An 18,234-nucleotide genomic window follows, 5' to 3' on the forward strand; every position below is an offset into this window, starting at 1 on the left:
CTTTTTTATTTTTTGGCTTAGGGAGCTTCTATGCATATTGTCTATGTGTCTGATGGTAAGGCAGGGCACCGCTCACAAGCATTAGGCTTGTTTCAGGCAATGCAAAGACAACAGCCAGAAACAACTTTTGAAGAGGTCCTAATTTCTGATTTACCTATTATTTCCTTAATTCAGGCACTCTTCTCTTCGAAAAATTCCTTATTTAAACAAGCGCCTGATTTTGTATTTGGCGTGGGAAGCCACACACATTTTCGTGTTTTGTTGCTCGGTAGAATTTTTAAAAAGGCTAAAACGATTATTTTAATGAAGCCGAGTTTACCTATTGGTTGCTTTGATTATGCTGTTATTCCGGAGCATGATGGTATTCACGCCGATAACCATGTGATTGTCACGCGTGGTGCATTAAATCCTATCCGTAATGAAAATCGTCATCAAACCGCGAGAGTTTTAATCGCTTTAGGTGGTTCATCTAAACGACATCAATGGAACCAAAATAAAGTATTAACCAGTGTTCAAAAAATTGTTGAGAATAATCCAGACGCTGAAATTATTCTGACCACTTCACGTCGAACCCCAGCAGAGTTTGTCGATATTTTAAGGCAACAAAGTTTTGCCCAGCATTTACACATATTTCCAGTTGATCAAACACCCCAAGGCTGGATTTTCGAAGAAATGCAAAAAGCAGAAGCAGTTTGGGTGACAGAAGACAGCGTCTCTATGATTTTTGAGGCGCTTACCGCGGGTTGTCGAGTCGGGGTGATGGCAATGGACCGTTTGAAAGACGACCGGATTACGCACTCAGTTGACCAAATGTTAGAATCAAAATTAATCTCACAGCAGACTTATGTTGTACAGTTACCACAACCTTATGCTTTTAAAGAAGCAGACCGTGTGGCAACATATCTTTTAGCAAAATAATGAGTTTGAGATTGTGCTATATATACTGATTTTATTGGTTCTGCTTATCTTCGTATTAAGTTATAAGTATGCTTGGTGGAAGCCGAAAATAAGTTGGAATCAGCCTCGTATATTGATGTATCACATGGTCAGAAACCATATTGATGGTGCTAAATTTAATAAACTTCGTGTGAAACCCGCTGAATTTGAAAAGCAGATTGCCTGGATGAAATCACAAGGATTCCATTTTGTAACTATGCAAGAGTTACAAAATGGTTGGGGGGAACACCCTGCTAAAACAATAGCAATTACATTTGATGATGGTTATTTAGATAACTTACAAAATGCCTATCCAATTTTAGAAAAATATCAAGCAAAAGCAACAGTTTATGTGGTGGTTGACCGTCATGATAGAGATTGGTCAACTTATAAAAAAGAACATCACAATAGTGGTGAACTTATGCGTGAAGCTAAGTTGAATGATGCCCAAGTCAAGCAACTCGCAGACAGTGGGCTGATTGAAATTGGTTCACATACATTGACGCATGCCAATTTAAATAAACTCAGTGATGCCGATTGTTTAAGAGAATTGACTGACTCAAAGCAACAACTTGAGCAATTAATTTGCAAACCCGTGACCAGTTTTGCATATCCATTTGGGATTTATTCAGACCGCGATGTCAAACTGGTAAAACAGTCAGGGTATAGCAATGCTGTAACGACTGTAGAAGGAATTGAAGGCGAACAGCCAGACTTTTTTCAACTACAACGTATTAAAATCAGTGGTAAAGATTCATTATTTGCTGTCAAGCTCCGTTTAAAGCTTGGTAAGCGTGAGGGATAAGCATGAAAATTACTCTTGTAATGGCGAGTGATGAGGAAGGGGGACTAGAAAAGCATGTACTTGAGTTGGCTGCTGGTTTGTCACAATCACATGAAGTATCTTTAATTGCACATCAGAAATATAAAAGTCAGGTGAAAAGTGCGGTGAACTTTGTGGCTTTCGACATGAGTGGTAGCCGTTATAACCCATGGACAAAATATCGGCTTAAAAAATTAATATTGGCGACAGAGCCACAAGTGCTACATGCTCATGCTTCGAAAACAGCAAAACTTTTACAAGGTATATTGAATAGTTTGAATTTTCCATGTGTTGTAACCATGCATGGTGCAAAAAAGAATATTAAAACCTATTTGGCATTTGATCATATTATTTGTGTAAGTAAACGTCTTGCACAAATAGTAGGGCAACCACATAAAGTAAGTGTGGTTTATAATGGGATTTCCTTAAATATAACTGCTCAACCATTTGTAAAGAATAGAAAATTTATTGCAATAGGCCGTTTAAATGAAGTGAAAGGTTTTAATCTTTTATTAGCCGCTTGGCAGAACATTCCTTGTGAATTAACTATTATTGGTGATGGTGAAGAACGGGACAGACTGGAAAAATTGATTAAAGAATATCAGTTAGCTGATCGTGTTAAGCTATATGGTTATAGTAATAATATTCATCCATTGATTGCGGAACATGAAGCCTTAATTGTTTCATCTTTACGTGAAGGCGGTCCTTATACACTTGCTGAGACCTTGTTGCTTGAGCGACCAGTTATTGGTACAAATGTCGGGATGATGTCTGAATTTATTCCCACAGAATTTTTATGTGAACCTAATAATATATTGGCTTTACAGCAGCTCATCCAAAATTATTTAAAAATATCTGATCCAGAGAGTAGTTTTAAAACTGCTTATGTACTAGCACAAGAACAACTTACTTTCACGAAAATGATTGATCATACAGTACAAGTATATCAGTCACTGTTTTCAGTATAGGATTATGTATTGATGACACAACAAAAGGATTTTATTCTTGCATTGACAGATGGTAAACCTGGTCACGAAACTCAAACTCAGGGAATGGTTCAGCTATTGAATCAACAGAAAAACTATCAAGTGGAATGGATTCAACTAAATTTACCTAAGAAATGGTTATACCGTGTTCTTAAGTTTCTGTCCAATTTTTCAATAAATACTCATTGGTTATGCTATTTCCTTGATATGAAAACTATCAAGTCGTTAGAACAGAAACAAGTTGCATATATTGTATCAGCGGGGGGAAATACCTTGCTCGCCAATTTGTTGTTAAAACAACATTTACGCAATAATCAAGCCATTAAAAATTTAGTAGCGAGTTCATTACGAGGAATTCGTGCTGATTTATTCGATGTGGTATTTACCATTCATGATCAACAAGCTACATTGCCACATTACTTTTACTACCCAGTTGCACCTAATAAAATGTGTGCTTTGCCTTTGACACGTGATCAGGCACGTGAGCATTTAGGAATTCACAGTGCTGAATTAGTGATAGCAGTTCTAATTGGTGCGAATACCAAAACAGTCAAAATCGGTGATGCTGTACAATGGGCAACTGTTTTACAACAGATTCGGTTGCAATATCCAACAGCGAGATTATTAGTTACGACATCGCGTAGAACGTCAGTTAATTTCGAAAAAGAGTTACAAGAGCTTACTGAACAGTACGATATTTTTCAGGCAAATGACTTGCTAACATGGGTTGCACAAGGGCAAAGTTGTGATATTAAAGACTACATTAAAGCAGCTGATTGGATTTTAGCGAGCCCAGACTCAACCTCGATGGTTGCAGAGGTTATTATGTCCGGAAGCAAATTGCTAGTACTTTATGATGAAGTTGCAGTACAGGATGTGGCTATCAAACAACAATTAAACTCCTTAGCTCAACAGCGGTGGTTATATTTATTAAATTTTTTAGATGCTCATCAAATTGTTGAGGTTGTCCAAAAATTAAAAGTACAAGACCATACGGGAGAGATGACTCGAAAATTGAATAATATTTTGGGAAAATAAACTAAATATTTAGATTTTATTTTTTAATAATCGCCAACTTGATCATTCAATATATCAAATTCTAGATAAATTTAAAAAATAAAAAGAGCAGGAATCTCCTCTTTTTTATTTTGTTTGCTTTAATAATGCTTTATAAGGAGCAACGAAGCAAATTGATAAAATAAGTTGTATAAGTAGTTTTAGAATATAAATAGGTACAATGTAGAAAGGTAAAGTCTCCAGCGCTGTTATACAGGTTGGCATAATCCGATTATAATAACGACGACGAATAGCTAAAGAAGCATTTTTTCTTAATTCTTTTGATAGACATCTTTGGTTAATTTGATAAGCCTTATTCGCTTCTGGATGTTGATGGGAATAGGCTTTTAAAAACTGTGACATGCTTTGGCGGAACAAAATGACTTGACGTCTAACTTCAAAATGATCTTTTTTCTTTTTTGCCTGCGCAATAACGCTTGTATTATGATAACGAAAATAGTTTAAACATTCATGAGTAAAAAAAATATCGCCTTGTGTTACGATCTTTGCCCAAATTTCCCAATCGCCAATGAAGCGTAAGCTCGGGTTAGCCCCTCCCACATCAAAGTAAGTTTGTTTTTTGAAAATAACCCCACTCGCATTAGGAATAGTATTTTGAGTATTTAAAAATTTTTCTATATATTCAAGCCCTTTCATTTCAAAGTTGTTTTCGAAAAGTTTTGGGTCTACTTGATCTGTAAAATCTTTCCAAGAACCAGTTATTTCTCCTTTAGCGTTCATTCGATATGATTGGCTATACGCCAGTACTAAATTGTGGTTTTTCTCAAACTGTGGTACTAATTTTTCTAAAAAACGAGGATCTGCTATATCATCGGATTCAGCAATCCAGATCAGCTCTCCTTTCGCTAAATGCATCCCTTTGTTCCATTGGTAGAAGGTGGAGCCTGAATTTTTTTCATTGATAATGCAATGAGAAACTTTAGGATGTTTTCGGTATTTTTCTAAAATTTTAGCGCTATGATCTGGTGACAAATCATCTAAAAGGATTAATTCAAATTGTGAATAGCTTTGATTAAGAATACTATTAATTCTTTCTTCTAAATATTGAGCATGATTATAACTTGGGACAATGATACTAACAAACACTGAGTAGAACCTATAACATGAATACTGGTAACGATACTCTTAAAGCAATAGGTCAACAATCGTATCTATCCTATTTTTATAGGTATGATCTCGTTGAACCTTGTCCATTGCTAGTAAGGGATTAATAGAATTTTCTTTGAGTTTGCTTTGCAGTTCGGAAGGGTCTGAAAAAGTTATAATTTCATTTTCTATGCTGAATGCAAATTCAAGATCTTTTACATATTCACTGACTAAAATGCAACCGCAAGCAGGTGCTTCAAAACAACGCATATTCATGCCTTGTCGTATATTTACTTTATTAATGAGGTTAAGAACATACTTATGTTTACGGTAAAGTTCAGCGACATTGGGTAGACTAATATTATGTGGATGAATAATACTGTCATTTTTTACAAGATTATTCCAGCCTTTACCATAAATAGTAATTGGGAGCGGAATTCGTTCAATTAGTTCTTGTCTGTCAGGAGACCAAGCTCCTACAAATAAAAGTCTGTCATTTTTTTGTTCATCCTTCGGAAAAAAGATTTCAGGATTGTAAGCTAGTGGAAGGTAGATTGAATGATCTAATCCTATATCTTTAGCATCTTTAATAAAACTGAAGTCGGTAAAGCAGTATAAGTCAATAATTTCTTTTGTTTTTTTTAGCCTTGAATCAAAAAAATCTCCGATCCAATGAGCTTTTTTGCATGGAAAGTCAGCTAAAACTTCTAGTAGATAATCATTAAAATAAAAGAGATCGGCAATCAATATTAGATCGGGCTGAAATGTTTGTAACTTTTTCTTTAGTAAATTAGCTGTATATATATCTTTATTTGGTAAAATTTTCTTAAGAAATCGTTCACAGGTATTATTGTGATTTAAAGCAAAGCCTTGAATCACATAATTAGGGTGTCGGTGAGAAGTGGCAAGAATATTTTCGAACCATTGCAATATACCCCCACGTTTACCAAGAATGAGTAATTTCTTTTGCATTACTCTTTGTCCGCATTTCCTTTTAAAACCATATAAATCAATGCAACAAAAATGAGCAATGCACCAACCAAGCTACTTACACAGAAAAATAAAATACGTTGATTTGTAGTCATGTTAAATAATTCATTTGCAAGAATATAGCGCATGAAAAACCATTGTGCGAGGGAGAATACAATCACGACTAAAGCATGTCGACGTACATCAGGGCGCATAGCCATAAAGCTGACCTCTTAATTAAAAGCAGCCTATTATGCCACTGACGTGCTTTTTCGCAAAGCATAGCTTATGAAAATTGAATGTTTGTTTAATACTGTCTAATAAGAAACCCTGCATAAGCAGGGTTTCTTATTGAGAAAATCTAAAAATTATTTAGATTCTTCAGTTTTTGGCTTTTCACGTAGGCGGATACCCAAGTCACGAAGCTGGTTTGCTTCAACAGGAGCAGGTGCTTGAGTAAGTGGACATTCAGCAGTCTTAGTTTTCGGGAACGCAATAACGTCACGAATTGAAGTCGCGCCAGTCATAAGCATAACTAAACGGTCAAGACCAAATGCCAAACCACCGTGAGGAGGAGCACCATAACGAAGCGCGTTAAGTAAGAAGCTGAATTTCTCTTCTGCTTCTTCATCAGAAATACCAAGCGCTTCAAAAATCGCTTTTTGCATTTCTAATGTGTAAATACGAAGTGAACCACCGCCAACTTCAGTACCATTCAATACCATGTCGTAAGCAACAGAAAGTGCTTCACCTGGATTGCTCTTCACGTCTTCTACGCTAGATTTAGGTAGTGTGAATGGGTGGTGAACAGAAGTCCATTTACCATCGTCAGTTTCTTCAAACATTGGGAAGTCAACAACCCAAAGTGGAGCCCACTCACAAGTTGAAAGATTCAAATCGTGACCAATCTTGACACGAAGCGCACCCATTGCGTCATTTACAACTTTAGCTTTATCAGCACCGAAGAATACGATATCGCCATCTTGTGCGCCAACACGTTCCAACAGTTCAAGTACAATCGGTTCAATGAATTTCACGATTGGAGATTGAAGACCTTCAATTCCTTTAGCGAGTTCATTAACTTTAATGTACGCTAAACCTTTAGCACCATAGATGCCAACGAATTTGGTGTATTCATCGATTGCACTACGTGGCAATGAAGCTGCACCAGGAACACGTAAAGCAACAATACGACCTTTAGGATCTTTTGCAGGGCCAGCAAATACTTTGAACTCTACTTCTTGCATTAAGTCTGCAACGTCAACGAGTTTCAACGGAATACGCAAATCTGGTTTGTCAGATGCATAGTCACGCATTGCTTCGCTATATGGCATACGGCGGAATTTTTCAAATTTTACGCCAAGCAAGTCGTTAAATAATTTAACAGTCATGCCTTCCATCAAATCCATGATTTCATCGTCGTTTAAGAACGATGTTTCAATGTCGATTTGAGTGAATTCTGGCTGACGGTCAGCACGTAAGTCTTCATCACGGAAACATTTCGCGATTTGGTAGTAACGATCAATACCACCCACCATCAATAATTGTTTAAACAATTGCGGTGATTGTGGAAGTGCGTAGAAGCTACCATTTTGTACACGACTTGGTACTAAATAGTCACGCGCGCCTTCAGGAGTTGCACGAGTTAAAATCGGAGTTTCAACGTCTAAGAAACCGTGATCGTCTAAATAATTACGGATCAAGTTAGTTACTTTAGAACGGAAACGTAAGCGATCTAACATTTCTGGACGACGGATGTCCAAGAAACGATATTTTAAACGGTGTTCTTCTGACACGTTAATCGTGTCATCATTTAACGGGAATGGCGGAGTTTCAGAAGCAGCAAGAACTTCGATTTCTTTGCCTAAAACTTCGATTTGACCACTCACCATATTTTGGTTTTCAGTACCTTCATAACGGCGACGAACACGACCTGTAATTTTTAATACATATTCAGAACGTGCTTTATCTGCTGTTGCAAATGCTTCTGGAGTATCTGGGTCAATAACCACTTGAACGAGACCATCACGGTCACGCATATCAAGGAAAATAACACCGCCATGGTCACGGCGACGATGTACCCAACCGCATAGTGTAACGGTCTGGTCGATTTGGGCTTCAGTTAAAGAGCCACAGTAATGAGTTCGCATCATGATGAAGATTATCCAAACTATATTGGCTGAAAGGACGGATGCGTAAACCGCGCACCGTCAAAAAAGTAAGTTTTCGATTATGCCTTGTTGGATGGTTTGTCACAAGAACTAGATCAAAAAACCGCAGAAATTAACCTGAAAATGAGCAATTTGGCAGCGATTTTAGTTATTCATCCCATTCTTTGTTGTCGATCTAAAATCAAGAATAGTAAGCATCCTAAGCTAAAAGTACTTAACCAACCTTGCATAAATTCATTAATGGAGCGGCCCGTGAAATAATAGGTATCGGCATGCCAAACTTCATGAGGAATGTAGCGGGCATAATCCCAAAAAGAAAATAGGCCTAACACTGTAGATAAAAACAACAGACACCATGCAAAAATTTTAATTTTTTTACTTACTTTCCAGTGTTGTTTATAGCGCTGATAATAGTGAACACACATCCAAACAATAAAAGGTAAGGCAAGAGCAGAGGAGCCTAACTGCAAAAGACGATGTAAGGGATAGGGGTGTCCTAAAAGGTGAATATTTGTTGCTAATACATCTTTAAATACAAAAGTCCGAAAGTCTGAGTGTGTTAGACCATCCCATATTAAATGTGTTGCAATTCCTAAAGTAAGTGCGAGTAATGTTCCAACCAAAAATAAAAAAATACGTTTTAAAGAGTTGAGGCCAAGATCATGCTGAATGCCGAAAAAACGGTAAATTACAGGTCGATATAGAAAGTACCAAATAGCACAAAAAATGAAGCCTAAGGCAAGGTTGGGATAAATCAGGCCTTTCCATTGATGTGTCAACATACCTGATTGCATTGTAAATAAGCGGTAAAGATCGGGTGTCATACTTCCAATTGCTAGAGCTGCAACTGGTAAAGTATTTCGGCTAAGCTTTGAAAGAGGAGGAGCTATAACGGCATGAGAGATTGTAAAAGGCATTATAAAACAGAGATTACTCACATCATTTAATTGCCCAGTCTAACGAATCAGCCGATTGGAAATGTTTTTTATTGCAAAAAGACTGAAATGTTATAATATAACAAAACAAAAGGCGTAGCGATCAGAGAATCACCTCATGTTGTTCTATAAAAATATTTTGACCTTATCCATTTTAGCTGTCATATCGGTACCTTCGTTTGCAGCAGAAAGTGAAAATGTTGAAAAGCTAGAAACCATTCGAATTAAGGCTCATCCACTTGAGCAAACTTCACAAGATTTTGCTGTGGCAGATACTGTTGTTGATCAAAAGCATCTGTCGCAAGGCGCTGCTACCATTGGGGATGCACTCAGTAGTGAAGTCGGAATTTACGCGAATCAGTTTGGGGCTGGTTCGAGTCGTCCAGTCATCCGTGGACAAGATGGGCCACGCGTTAAAGTACTGCAAAATTCATCAGAAAATATTGATGTCTCGACCTTGTCTCCTGACCACGCTGTCACTGTAGATCCTGTGCTTGCGAAACAAGTCGAAGTAATTCGCGGCCCTTCAACTTTACTGTTTGGTGCGGGGACTGTCGGTGGTTTAGTCAACGTCATTGATAACAAGATCCCTACGCAAATGCCTGAAAATGGTTATGAAGGACAAGTTGGCTTACGTTACAACACTGGAAGTGATGAAAAACTGGTGAGCGCTGGCGTAACTGTTGGCTTGGGCAGCCAAGTTGCTTTACGTGTTGAGGGGTTAACTCGTGATGCGAATAATTATATTGCTCCCAATTATATTCATGAAGGTGAAAAAGAGCGCCGTGTAGACAATACTTTTGCGCAGGGAGACTCGGTTAATGTTGGTCTATCTTGGATTTATGACCGTGGTTATACGGGTATTTCTTATAGCAACCGTCGTGATCAATATGGCTTACCGGGGCATAGCCATGAATACGAAAGTTGTAGCGCTCATCTAGGTGGAAGACCGCATTTGCATTGTGGAGACCATGAACATGAAGAGGGTGAAGAAGGTCACGATCATGAGCATGAAGAACATGAACACGAACATGGCGGCCCATGGATTGATTTAAAATCTGAGCGTTACGATTTTAAAACCGAGTTAAATGATCCATTTGCAGGCTTCCAAAAGTTACGTGCGCAAGCAAGCTATACTGACTATCAGCATGATGAAATTGAAGAGGGAACAATTGCGACCCGATTCCAAAACAAAGGCTATGATGGTCGTATTGAGTTAGTACATAACCCGATTGCAAGTTGGGAAGGCGTAATTGGCGCACAGTTAGGTCAACAGAAATTAGATTTAACTGGCGAAGAAGCATTTATGGCTCCGACCACTACCAAAAAGTGGAGCGTATTTGCTTTAGAACATAAACAATGGAAAGACGTACATTTTGAGCTTTCTGCCCGTGCAGATCAGCAAGAAATTGATGTAGACGACAACTCTAAACAGGATTTTGATGGTTCGGCATTCTCTTACGCAGGTGCTGCGAATTGGGAGTTTGCACCGAACTATAAACTTTCTTTTGTCGCTTCACATCAAGAGCGTTTGCCTTTAGCTCAAGAGTTATATGCAAATGGTGGACATTTTGCGACGAATACTTATGAGTTAGGAAATGATCAACTCAGTAAGGAAAAATCGAATAATGTTGAGTTAGGTTTGCATTTTGATAATGACAAACTTGATTATCATCTTCATGTGTACCATAACTGGTTTGATGACTACATCTATGCGCAAACCCTTGACCGTTATAAAGACTTCCGTTTAGTTCAATACACTCAAGATAAAGCACGCTTCTATGGTGCAGAGGGTGAAATTGGTTATCAAATTACCCCAATGTACAAGATCAGTGCTTTTGGTGATTATGTGCGCGGTAAAATTGATGCAGAAGGTAATGCTCCACGTATTCCAGCAGGACGTTTAGGTACTAAAGTCGATGCAGATTTTGGTGATGGTTTTAGTGGTTCTGCCGAGTACTACCATGTCTTTAACCAAGATAAGATTGCAGCTTACGAGACCGAAACTGAAGGCTACAACATGCTTAATCTTGGCATAGCATACTCTGGACAATATGGTGCAAAAACTGATTACCGTGTTTATATGAAAGCAAATAACTTGTTAGATGACACGGTTTATCAACATGCTTCATTCTTATCAAATATTCCACAAGTTGGACGTAATTTTACTGTAGGTGTTGATTTTAGTTTCTAAGGTTTTAACACGAAACTAAACTTGAAAAATCAATCCAAAAGGCCTAATTTGAAAGCATCAAGTTAGGTCTTTTTTATGCGTATTTTTCAACGAATTCATCAAAAAATAAATTGGTCAGGGCGTCGTTATATGGCGGTATTACTTTGCGTTGTTGCTATTGCATATCTTGCATCAGCGATTTACCACACAGTAAAACCATTACCACAAGGGATTAACTTTAGTGGCAAGCTTAGACATGCCGATGTCAAATTTTTAGCTGATAAAACCTATCTAGATACGAAAGGACACCAGCAGGTTGACCAGCATATTTTTGATGAAATTTTGAAAATGATTGATGAGGCAAAAACCACGATTGTGGTGGATATGTTCTTGTTTAATTCAGAAGTGGGTGACTCAAAACTCAAGCAAAGACCATTAATGCAAGAGCTAACCGATGCATTAGTAAGTAAGAAAAGACAGAACCGCCAAATTCAGATCGTTATGATTACCGACCCGATTAACTCGGTATACGGTGGTATCAGCCCTGAACACTACCGTCAGTTACGTCAGGCAGGTGTTGATGTGATTGAAACGAATTTAGTCCCTTTGCGTGCTTCTAACCCGTTTTGGTCTGGCTTCTGGTACATCTGCTGTCAAAATATTGGCAATAACCCTGAAATGGGCTGGTTACCGAATCCATTCGGTGATGAAAAAATTACACTGCGCAGCTATCTAAACTTATTTAATTTTAAGGCCAATCACCGTAAGACTGTTGTGGTCGATACCGATGCTGGTTGGAAGTCATTGGTGACCTCAGCAAATCCACATGATGGCAGCTCTAGACATTCTAATGTCGCGTTAGTTGTAACCGGGGCGACAGCTGCTGATGTTCTCCAAACTGAAGCTGCCGTTGCACAAATATCAGGCAGTAGCTCTCCATCGCTCATTTTAGGTGACTTTGAAAAAGACGTTAGCAAGCCTCAAGTGCAGGTGTTAACTGAAGGCGCAATTTATCAATCTGTATTGAAATTGATTAATTCAGCGAAGCCGAAAGAGCATCTTGATTTAAGTATGTTCTATTTGTCTGAACGTAAGATTATTAAAGCTCTAAAAAGTGCTCAAGAACGAGGTGTTATTGTTCGTGTTTTACTCGATCCAAATAAAGATGCATTTGGTCGACAAAAGAATGGTATTCCAAACCGTCAGGTGGCTTCAGAGTTGCATGCTGTCGGTATTCCAATCCGTTGGTGTGATACTCATGGCGAGCAGAACCATAGCAAAATGATTTTGAAATATAACACCCAACAAGCTGAGTTGATTGTAGGATCTGCCAACTTTACGGCCCGTAATTTAAAAAATTATAACCTTGAAACGGATATGTTGGTCATTGGCAAAGTTCAAGATCAAGTTTTTAAAGATGCGCAAGATTACTTCAATACCTCGTGGTCAAACCTAAAAGATAAACAGATGAGCGTGGACTATGCGAAGTATGCAGATGAGTCTAAAGTGAAGTATTGGATTTACCGTTTTATGGAATGGTCAGGGTTATCGACTTTTTAATCACTATCTTTGGAGTTTCCTAAAAAATGGCTGTGCCTAGAGTCATCCACAACCTGCCCAAAATCTGCGATTAAATTGTTTTTGCAATAAAATTAGATAAACGAAAACAGTGAACAGGTTTTGTGGATGACAAATGCTTTTGGTTACTTTGGGCGAAACCAAAGTAACGAATTAGCTACTACAAGTGGAACTTAAAGCGGTAAGACCCCGTCGTGCTAATTAAAAATAGAGAGTAAAACTTTGAATATTTTAAGGCGCTGGCGGAATCAATTGATCCAACGCTTTATCATCAAGTTTTTCGATTTCACTCAAATCCGTCTTAATTTTCCACTGTGACTCGTCGTCAACAGGATTTGGCAAACGCGCTTCAAGCCAATCACAGACCACATCGGGAGAAAATTCAGGATGGTTACATTGAATAATCCATGATAAAAAATCTTTGGCTTCACCATTCATGTAAGGTGGCGGTGAAACAGGGAAGAATAATGTGGGTAGGCGTTCATTTGTCGATAGATAATTTAAAACATGACCTAATTCTTGAACTGTTTGCCATGCAAGTGCATGCTCTACGTCAATACTGAACTTAAACCACCAAGCATGTTCGCCATCTGCTCCATGAGCCATAATACGGGCTTCTTGTACACTTGGAACTTTGCAAAAAAATTGATGAAGACGCTCAAAACTGATTTCAGACACAGCAATTGACCTAGTTTGAAAAATGCTAATGGTAGCACAGATACAGATTCTTCATATTTTCTTTATAGTCATTACAAAGTTTAGCAATCAAAGCGGTTTTATTCATGGTTTCTCCTTGAGTCTCTTTTAATCTAGCTTCATATCAAGATTAAAAGGAAATAGGCCATGAAAAAGCCAATCGTTCTTGTACTTTCGACATTAATGTTAGGTATATCAGCTACCGCGATGGCCGATTCTGGACACCGTTGGAACAATGACCATGGTAAAAACTATGATCGATATGAGCATCGTGATGACCGTCGTCATGATTATCGTAATGATCACCGCGCTCCACAGTGGTCAAATGCTGATCGTGGTAAGCATTATGGTAACTATGTTGCTTTTAAACGTGGTGAACGTATTCCTACCCAATATCGCCATAGCCGTTATTATGTTTCGGACTGGAGAGCGCACCGTTTATACGCGCCACCACGTGGATACCACTGGGTTAAAACACCTAATCAATACTTATTAGTAGACTCAAGACACAACATTTACCGAGTTCGTTAAACGTAAAAATAAAAAGGCCTCAATATTGAGGCCTTTTTCTATGCTAATTCGTCATCTTGCGGTTGAGGGGTTTTCAAATTATTAGAAGTTTTTGCATGTTTCTCTTTCATCACTGATGGGTAGTGCCATGAAGCAAATCGGACGACTAAAATAGATAAAGCTAAAATCAAAATTGAGCCCGTAATAATGACTTGATCAATATCCGCTTTGTGGTCATGTTGAATATCTGAAATGAGTAGACGGGTTAAGGCTGTAATCGCGACATAAATAAGAAAACGTACAGGCATATGGTTGGTTTTAAAGTAAATTCCAACCATTGCTCCAAGCTCTAAGTAAATAAATAATAATAAAATATCATCAATTGAAGCATACTTTTTGACGGTCAGAATTTCAAAAACCGTATTGGCTGCCGACCATGCCACCATACACCCGATAATGAATAAGGCTAAATAATGGAAGGCTTCTACGGCGTAATGTCCGAAACGGTCGAGTATTCGTTCGTATTTTTTAGGATCAGGCATAATAAGATCTTTTGTTTACTTCGTAATGTTTAGAAATTAAACAAATTTTGTGCCAATGGAAATAGTAAATACAAAATAAAAACGCCTGATTATTCAGGCGTTTTTATGAAGATTTAATTCAACTCAGGTAGTAAGGTGATATCCACTATAAATACAAAGTCTATTTCAAGTTTTTATATTGTTGAATGACATCTTCAAATCCAATATGACCTAAAAAGTTGCTTATACTCTTTGTTGACTGTTCTTGTTCAATTGCATGTGCAAATTTAACTGCTGCCTCATTCTGTAATTGTTCATAAAGTCGTTTGCAGTTTGGAAATTGATCAATATCAATAACATTATGATATTTCAACCATCGTGCGATACCTGCGTAGTATCCGTCCACAAAAGACAATTGATCGCCCATTAACCAAGTTTGATTTATCAGGCTATTCTCTAAAGCTGTAAATGCTCTTTTAACTTGGGCTGCTCCATATTCACGTAATGCTTGTTTATTACTTTCTGAGGACGAGTGTTCAAGGCTATACCAGAGTGGGCTAAATGCATTGAATAAAGTCGTATTCAAAAAAGCTAGTTTCTGATTAAACATATTAAATTGTTCTGTTCCTTGTTCATAATGAAAAGCCGCATTCAGGCTTTTTGCCATGACATGGTTCAAGATAGCTATGCTTTCCGTTAAAACTTTACCATTATCGTAGAGCAGTGCAGGCGTTTCACCGACTGGATTAATTTGGCGGTATTCCTCGGTGTTGCATTGAGCTGGCATCTCGATTCTACAGAGTTGATATGGTAAACCTGACCATTCCAATGCAACTATTGAACCAAATGAACATCCAGAAGGTACGCCATAAAATAAAGTGAAAGTTGACATGATGATTACTCTTTTTTGATGTGTAAAATCATCATAAGTCGACAGAAAAGTTTCTAGTAGTCAGGTATTATGAAACTTATTGTCTACATATATGGACATTGAAGAATGCTACTTAGACAAAACTTGAATGATGTTTATCTCTTTGTTGTTGCTGTAGAGCATCAAGGATTTTCTGCCGCAGCTAAACAGCTCAATTTACCTAAATCAACTATTAGTAAGCGTGTTGCAATATTAGAAAATAAGCTGGGCTTAACGTTAATTCATCGTAGTTCACGTAGTTTTGTCTTAAGCGAATCAGGAAAACTGTTTTATCAACATGCCAAAAATGCAGTAGATGAGTTTCGTTACGCAGAAGAAAATTTATTAATACAACAACAAGAGCCAAGTGGTGTAGTCAGGCTCAGTGCTTCTGTACCCATTGCTCAGTATCTTCTATCTGATTGTTTGCCTGAACTTGCAGAACGTTATCCTAAGCTGTTATTACAAGTAGAGGTAACTGATCGTTACGTTGATGTTATGAGTGAAAACTTTGATATTGTGATCCTTAGTCATTTTCAACCATTGCCGGATTCTGGATTAATTCAACGTGTGCTTAAAAATGATAAAATCATTGCTGTTGTAGCGCCTACCTACTTAATGAAATCGGCTCCTATACATACACCAGAAGATTTGCTTAAACACGAAGGCTTATGGCCTGAATTGCAAATGAATCCATGGCATTTTCAAAATATAAATGGTCAGAAAGAGATAGTACGTCCAAACATCCGCTTTGTAGCAAATGAGTCGGAGATCTTAAAGGGGGCTGCAAAAAGGGGATTGGGTATTACGCTTTTACCTGAAACTTTTTGTATGAATGAACTATCTGAGGGTAGCTTAATTCATGTTTTGCCAGACTGGTCTTCTGGTAGCGTAACGACAAGTTTATTGATGTTGACAAGACGAGGGCTTTTACCCAGTGTCAATATTACTGCTGACTTCTTGGTCGAGAAATTAAAAACTTAAAAGCTATCTATCTTTTATGATTAGAAATAAAAAAACGCCTGATTATTCAGGCGTTTTTTATAAAGAGCTTAATTAAGCTTGATTTGTAAAGTAATCTTCACTAAAGCCCATAATTAAGTCAGAACCAGCTTTGATTTTAGCAATACGCGCATCAATATCCGGCAAGATACGTTCAACAAAGTACTGAGCCAAAGCAAGTTTGTTCTGATAGAAATCACCAGACTTATCTTTAGCAGCGGCAGCAATTTTTGCAAACATATATGAGAAGCTGAGTAAACCAACCGCATGTAAATAATCAACCGCAGCTGAGTTCGGGAACTCTACATTTTCAGCAGCTTGCTCAATAATAAACTGAGTGATTGCTTCAATTTCAGTTGCAGCATCTAAAGTTGCATCTTTAATGAAGTTCAAGTCAGTGTCTAGGTCATTTGCAAAGTCACGGATTTCAGTGATGTATTCAGCAATGAAAGCGCCGCCACACTTAATGGTTTTACGACCAATTAAATCTTGAGACTGAACGCCGTTGGTTCCTTCGTAGATTTGAGCAATACGAAGGTCACGAATACATTGTTCCATACCCCATTCACGGATGTAACCGTGACCACCAAAAACCATTTGAGCATCTAAAGTTGCTTGGAATGCGGTATCTGTGAGGTAAGCTTTTGCAATTGGAGTTAAAAGCGCAACACGGTCATTGGCTTTTTTCACTGCTGCTGCATCAGTTGAGAATTTAGTAATATCGAGTTGTTGACCTACATAGACAGCAAATGCACGAGATGCTTCATTATTGGCACGTACATTTAACAACATACGACGTACATCACCATGCACTAAAATGCTGTCAGCAGGTTTGTTTGGTGATTGAACACCAGCTGCACTACGACCTTGTAAACGGTCAGTCGCGTATTGAGCAGCATTTTGATAAGCAAATTCAGATGCACCTAAACCTTGAATACCCATTGATAAACGTTCGTAGTTCATCATAACGAACATTGCAGCAAGGCCTTCGTTTTCTTTACCAACGAGGTAACCTTTAGCTCCATCAAAGTTCATCACACAAGTTGCAGATGCCTTGATACCCATTTTATGTTCAATAGAACCTGGACCAACATGGTTACGGTCGCCTAAAGAACCATCTTCATTTACAAGGTATTTCGGTACGATAAATAACGAGATACCACGTGAACCAGCAGGGGCATCTGGAGTTTTAGCAAGTACCAAGTGAATGATGTTTTCTGCTAAATCGTTGTCACCGCCAGTAATGAAAATTTTAGTACCTGTAATGTTATAAGTACCGTCTTCATTACGTTCTGCTTTAGTTTTGATAATCCCTAAGTCAGTACCTGCATGTGGCTCGGTTAAGCACATGGTACCTGACCATTCACCTGAATAAATCTTAGGTAAATAAGTTTCTTTTTGTTCTTGAGATGCGTAGCTGCTTAAAGCCATACCAGCACCTACTGAAAGAAGCGGGTAAAGCATGAAAGATGGGTTAGTCGCAAATAACATTTCATCAGAAAGAACGGTGAGCATTTTTGGCATGCCTTGACCGCCCCATTCCTCATCGGCACCTAAGCCAATCCAACCACCTTCTGCATATTGACGAAATGCATCTTTAAAACCAGCTGGTGTGAATACTTCGCCGTTTTCATAGCGAGCACCTTCTTCATCACCAGTACGGTTTAATGGATGAGTCACGTTCTGAGCAAATTTAGCCATTTCTTCTAAAATTGCTTCAGCTATTGCAGCATCTACATGAGCGAGTTTCTCATTAGACTGCCAAAATTGTTCTGCTTTAAATACATCATTTAAGATGAATTTCATATCAGCTAAAGGAGCATTGTAAATTGGCATAATCGTTCACCTTTTTTGTGCACAT

The 18,234-nt window shown here is 38.1% G+C and carries 17 protein-coding genes; 8 read left to right on the top strand and 9 right to left on the bottom strand.

The window, feature by feature from the left end:
• The first annotated feature begins 30 nt into the window (after positions 1-30).
• From J655_RS16175 to J655_RS16190, 4 genes are read left to right on the top strand one after another with little or no spacing between them, the layout of a single operon-like run.
• Entirely contained in the window at positions 31-918 is an 888-nt protein-coding gene (locus J655_RS16175; RefSeq protein WP_002116427.1) for a mitochondrial fission ELM1 family protein, read from the top strand.
• A gap of 13 nt (positions 919-931) precedes the next feature.
• A complete protein-coding gene (locus J655_RS16180; protein WP_005064195.1) occupies positions 932-1,741 on the top strand; it encodes a polysaccharide deacetylase family protein in 810 nt (269 codons plus the stop codon).
• Positions 1,742-1,743: 2 nt separating this feature from the next.
• Positions 1,744-2,727, top strand: coding sequence for a glycosyltransferase (locus tag J655_RS16185; protein ID WP_002116302.1), 984 nt, complete (start codon positions 1,744-1,746; stop codon positions 2,725-2,727).
• A 12-nt stretch (positions 2,728-2,739) separates the two neighbouring features.
• Positions 2,740-3,783 (top strand): ELM1/GtrOC1 family putative glycosyltransferase, encoded by a 1,044-nt coding sequence (locus J655_RS16190; RefSeq protein WP_032006085.1) that lies wholly within the window; start codon positions 2,740-2,742, stop codon positions 3,781-3,783.
• A gap of 105 nt (positions 3,784-3,888) precedes the next feature.
• Here J655_RS16190 and J655_RS16195 read toward each other — a convergent pair whose 3' ends face one another.
• From J655_RS16195 to J655_RS16215, 5 genes are all read right to left on the bottom strand, one after another.
• Positions 3,889-4,908 carry a glycosyltransferase gene (locus tag J655_RS16195; RefSeq protein WP_017482205.1) on the bottom strand — a complete coding sequence of 340 codons (1,020 nt, stop codon included), beginning with the start codon at positions 4,906-4,908 and terminating at the stop codon, positions 3,889-3,891.
• Positions 4,909-4,947: 39 nt separating this feature from the next.
• Positions 4,948-5,880, bottom strand: coding sequence for a CgeB family protein (locus J655_RS16200; RefSeq protein ID WP_002116205.1), 933 nt, complete (start codon positions 5,878-5,880; stop codon positions 4,948-4,950).
• Positions 5,880-6,098 (bottom strand): hypothetical protein, encoded by a 219-nt coding sequence (locus J655_RS16205; RefSeq protein ID WP_002116556.1) that lies wholly within the window; start codon positions 6,096-6,098, stop codon positions 5,880-5,882. The genes J655_RS16200 and J655_RS16205 overlap by 1 nt, the downstream gene beginning before the upstream one ends.
• A 147-nt stretch (positions 6,099-6,245) precedes the next feature.
• Positions 6,246-8,030: an aspartate--tRNA ligase gene (aspS, locus tag J655_RS16210; protein ID WP_002116046.1), complete on the bottom strand. Its 1,785-nt coding sequence runs from the start codon at positions 8,028-8,030 to the stop codon at positions 6,246-6,248.
• 170 nt (positions 8,031-8,200) lie between these two features.
• Complete coding sequence (locus J655_RS16215) at positions 8,201-8,965, bottom strand: DUF4184 family protein (RefSeq protein WP_017482204.1); 765 nt, start codon at positions 8,963-8,965, stop codon at positions 8,201-8,203.
• A 136-nt stretch (positions 8,966-9,101) separates the two neighbouring features.
• Between J655_RS16215 and znuD the strand changes: the two genes are divergently transcribed.
• On the top strand, positions 9,102-11,177 hold the full coding sequence (gene znuD / locus J655_RS16220) for a zinc piracy TonB-dependent receptor ZnuD (RefSeq protein ID WP_017482203.1): 2,076 nt from the start codon (positions 9,102-9,104) through the stop codon (positions 11,175-11,177).
• Positions 11,178-11,252: 75 nt separating this feature from the next.
• Complete coding sequence (locus J655_RS16225) at positions 11,253-12,716, top strand: phospholipase D family protein (protein WP_017482202.1); 1,464 nt, start codon at positions 11,253-11,255, stop codon at positions 12,714-12,716.
• 249 nt (positions 12,717-12,965) lie between these two features.
• Here J655_RS16225 and J655_RS16230 read toward each other — a convergent pair whose 3' ends face one another.
• Positions 12,966-13,412 carry a hypothetical protein gene (locus J655_RS16230; RefSeq protein ID WP_002116392.1) on the bottom strand — a complete coding sequence of 149 codons (447 nt, stop codon included), beginning with the start codon at positions 13,410-13,412 and terminating at the stop codon, positions 12,966-12,968.
• A gap of 165 nt (positions 13,413-13,577) precedes the next feature.
• Between J655_RS16230 and J655_RS16235 the strand changes: the two genes are divergently transcribed.
• Positions 13,578-13,961, top strand: coding sequence for an RcnB family protein (locus tag J655_RS16235; RefSeq protein WP_032006076.1), 384 nt, complete (start codon positions 13,578-13,580; stop codon positions 13,959-13,961).
• A 38-nt stretch (positions 13,962-13,999) separates the two neighbouring features.
• On the opposite strand, the gene J655_RS16240 is transcribed toward J655_RS16235, so the two are convergent.
• Positions 14,000-14,482, bottom strand: a complete 483-nt coding sequence (locus tag J655_RS16240; protein WP_002116490.1) for a phosphate-starvation-inducible protein PsiE — start codon at positions 14,480-14,482, stop codon at positions 14,000-14,002.
• A gap of 160 nt (positions 14,483-14,642) precedes the next feature.
• On the bottom strand, positions 14,643-15,353 hold the full coding sequence (locus J655_RS16245) for a glutathione S-transferase family protein (protein ID WP_032052659.1): 711 nt from the start codon (positions 15,351-15,353) through the stop codon (positions 14,643-14,645).
• Positions 15,354-15,476: 123 nt separating this feature from the next.
• Here J655_RS16245 and J655_RS16250 point away from each other — a divergent pair, with 123 nt between their 5' ends.
• Positions 15,477-16,355, top strand: coding sequence for a LysR substrate-binding domain-containing protein (locus tag J655_RS16250; RefSeq protein ID WP_081310876.1), 879 nt, complete (start codon positions 15,477-15,479; stop codon positions 16,353-16,355).
• A 72-nt stretch (positions 16,356-16,427) separates the two neighbouring features.
• Here the strand turns inward: J655_RS16250 and J655_RS16255 are convergent, their stop codons facing one another.
• Positions 16,428-18,209 carry an acyl-CoA dehydrogenase C-terminal domain-containing protein gene (locus tag J655_RS16255; RefSeq protein ID WP_032006072.1) on the bottom strand — a complete coding sequence of 594 codons (1,782 nt, stop codon included), beginning with the start codon at positions 18,207-18,209 and terminating at the stop codon, positions 16,428-16,430.
• Between the last annotated feature and the right edge of the window lie 25 nt (positions 18,210-18,234).

The organism is Acinetobacter sp. 1294243 (assembly GCF_000588015.1).
Lineage (GTDB): Bacteria > Pseudomonadota > Gammaproteobacteria > Pseudomonadales > Moraxellaceae > Acinetobacter > Acinetobacter pittii.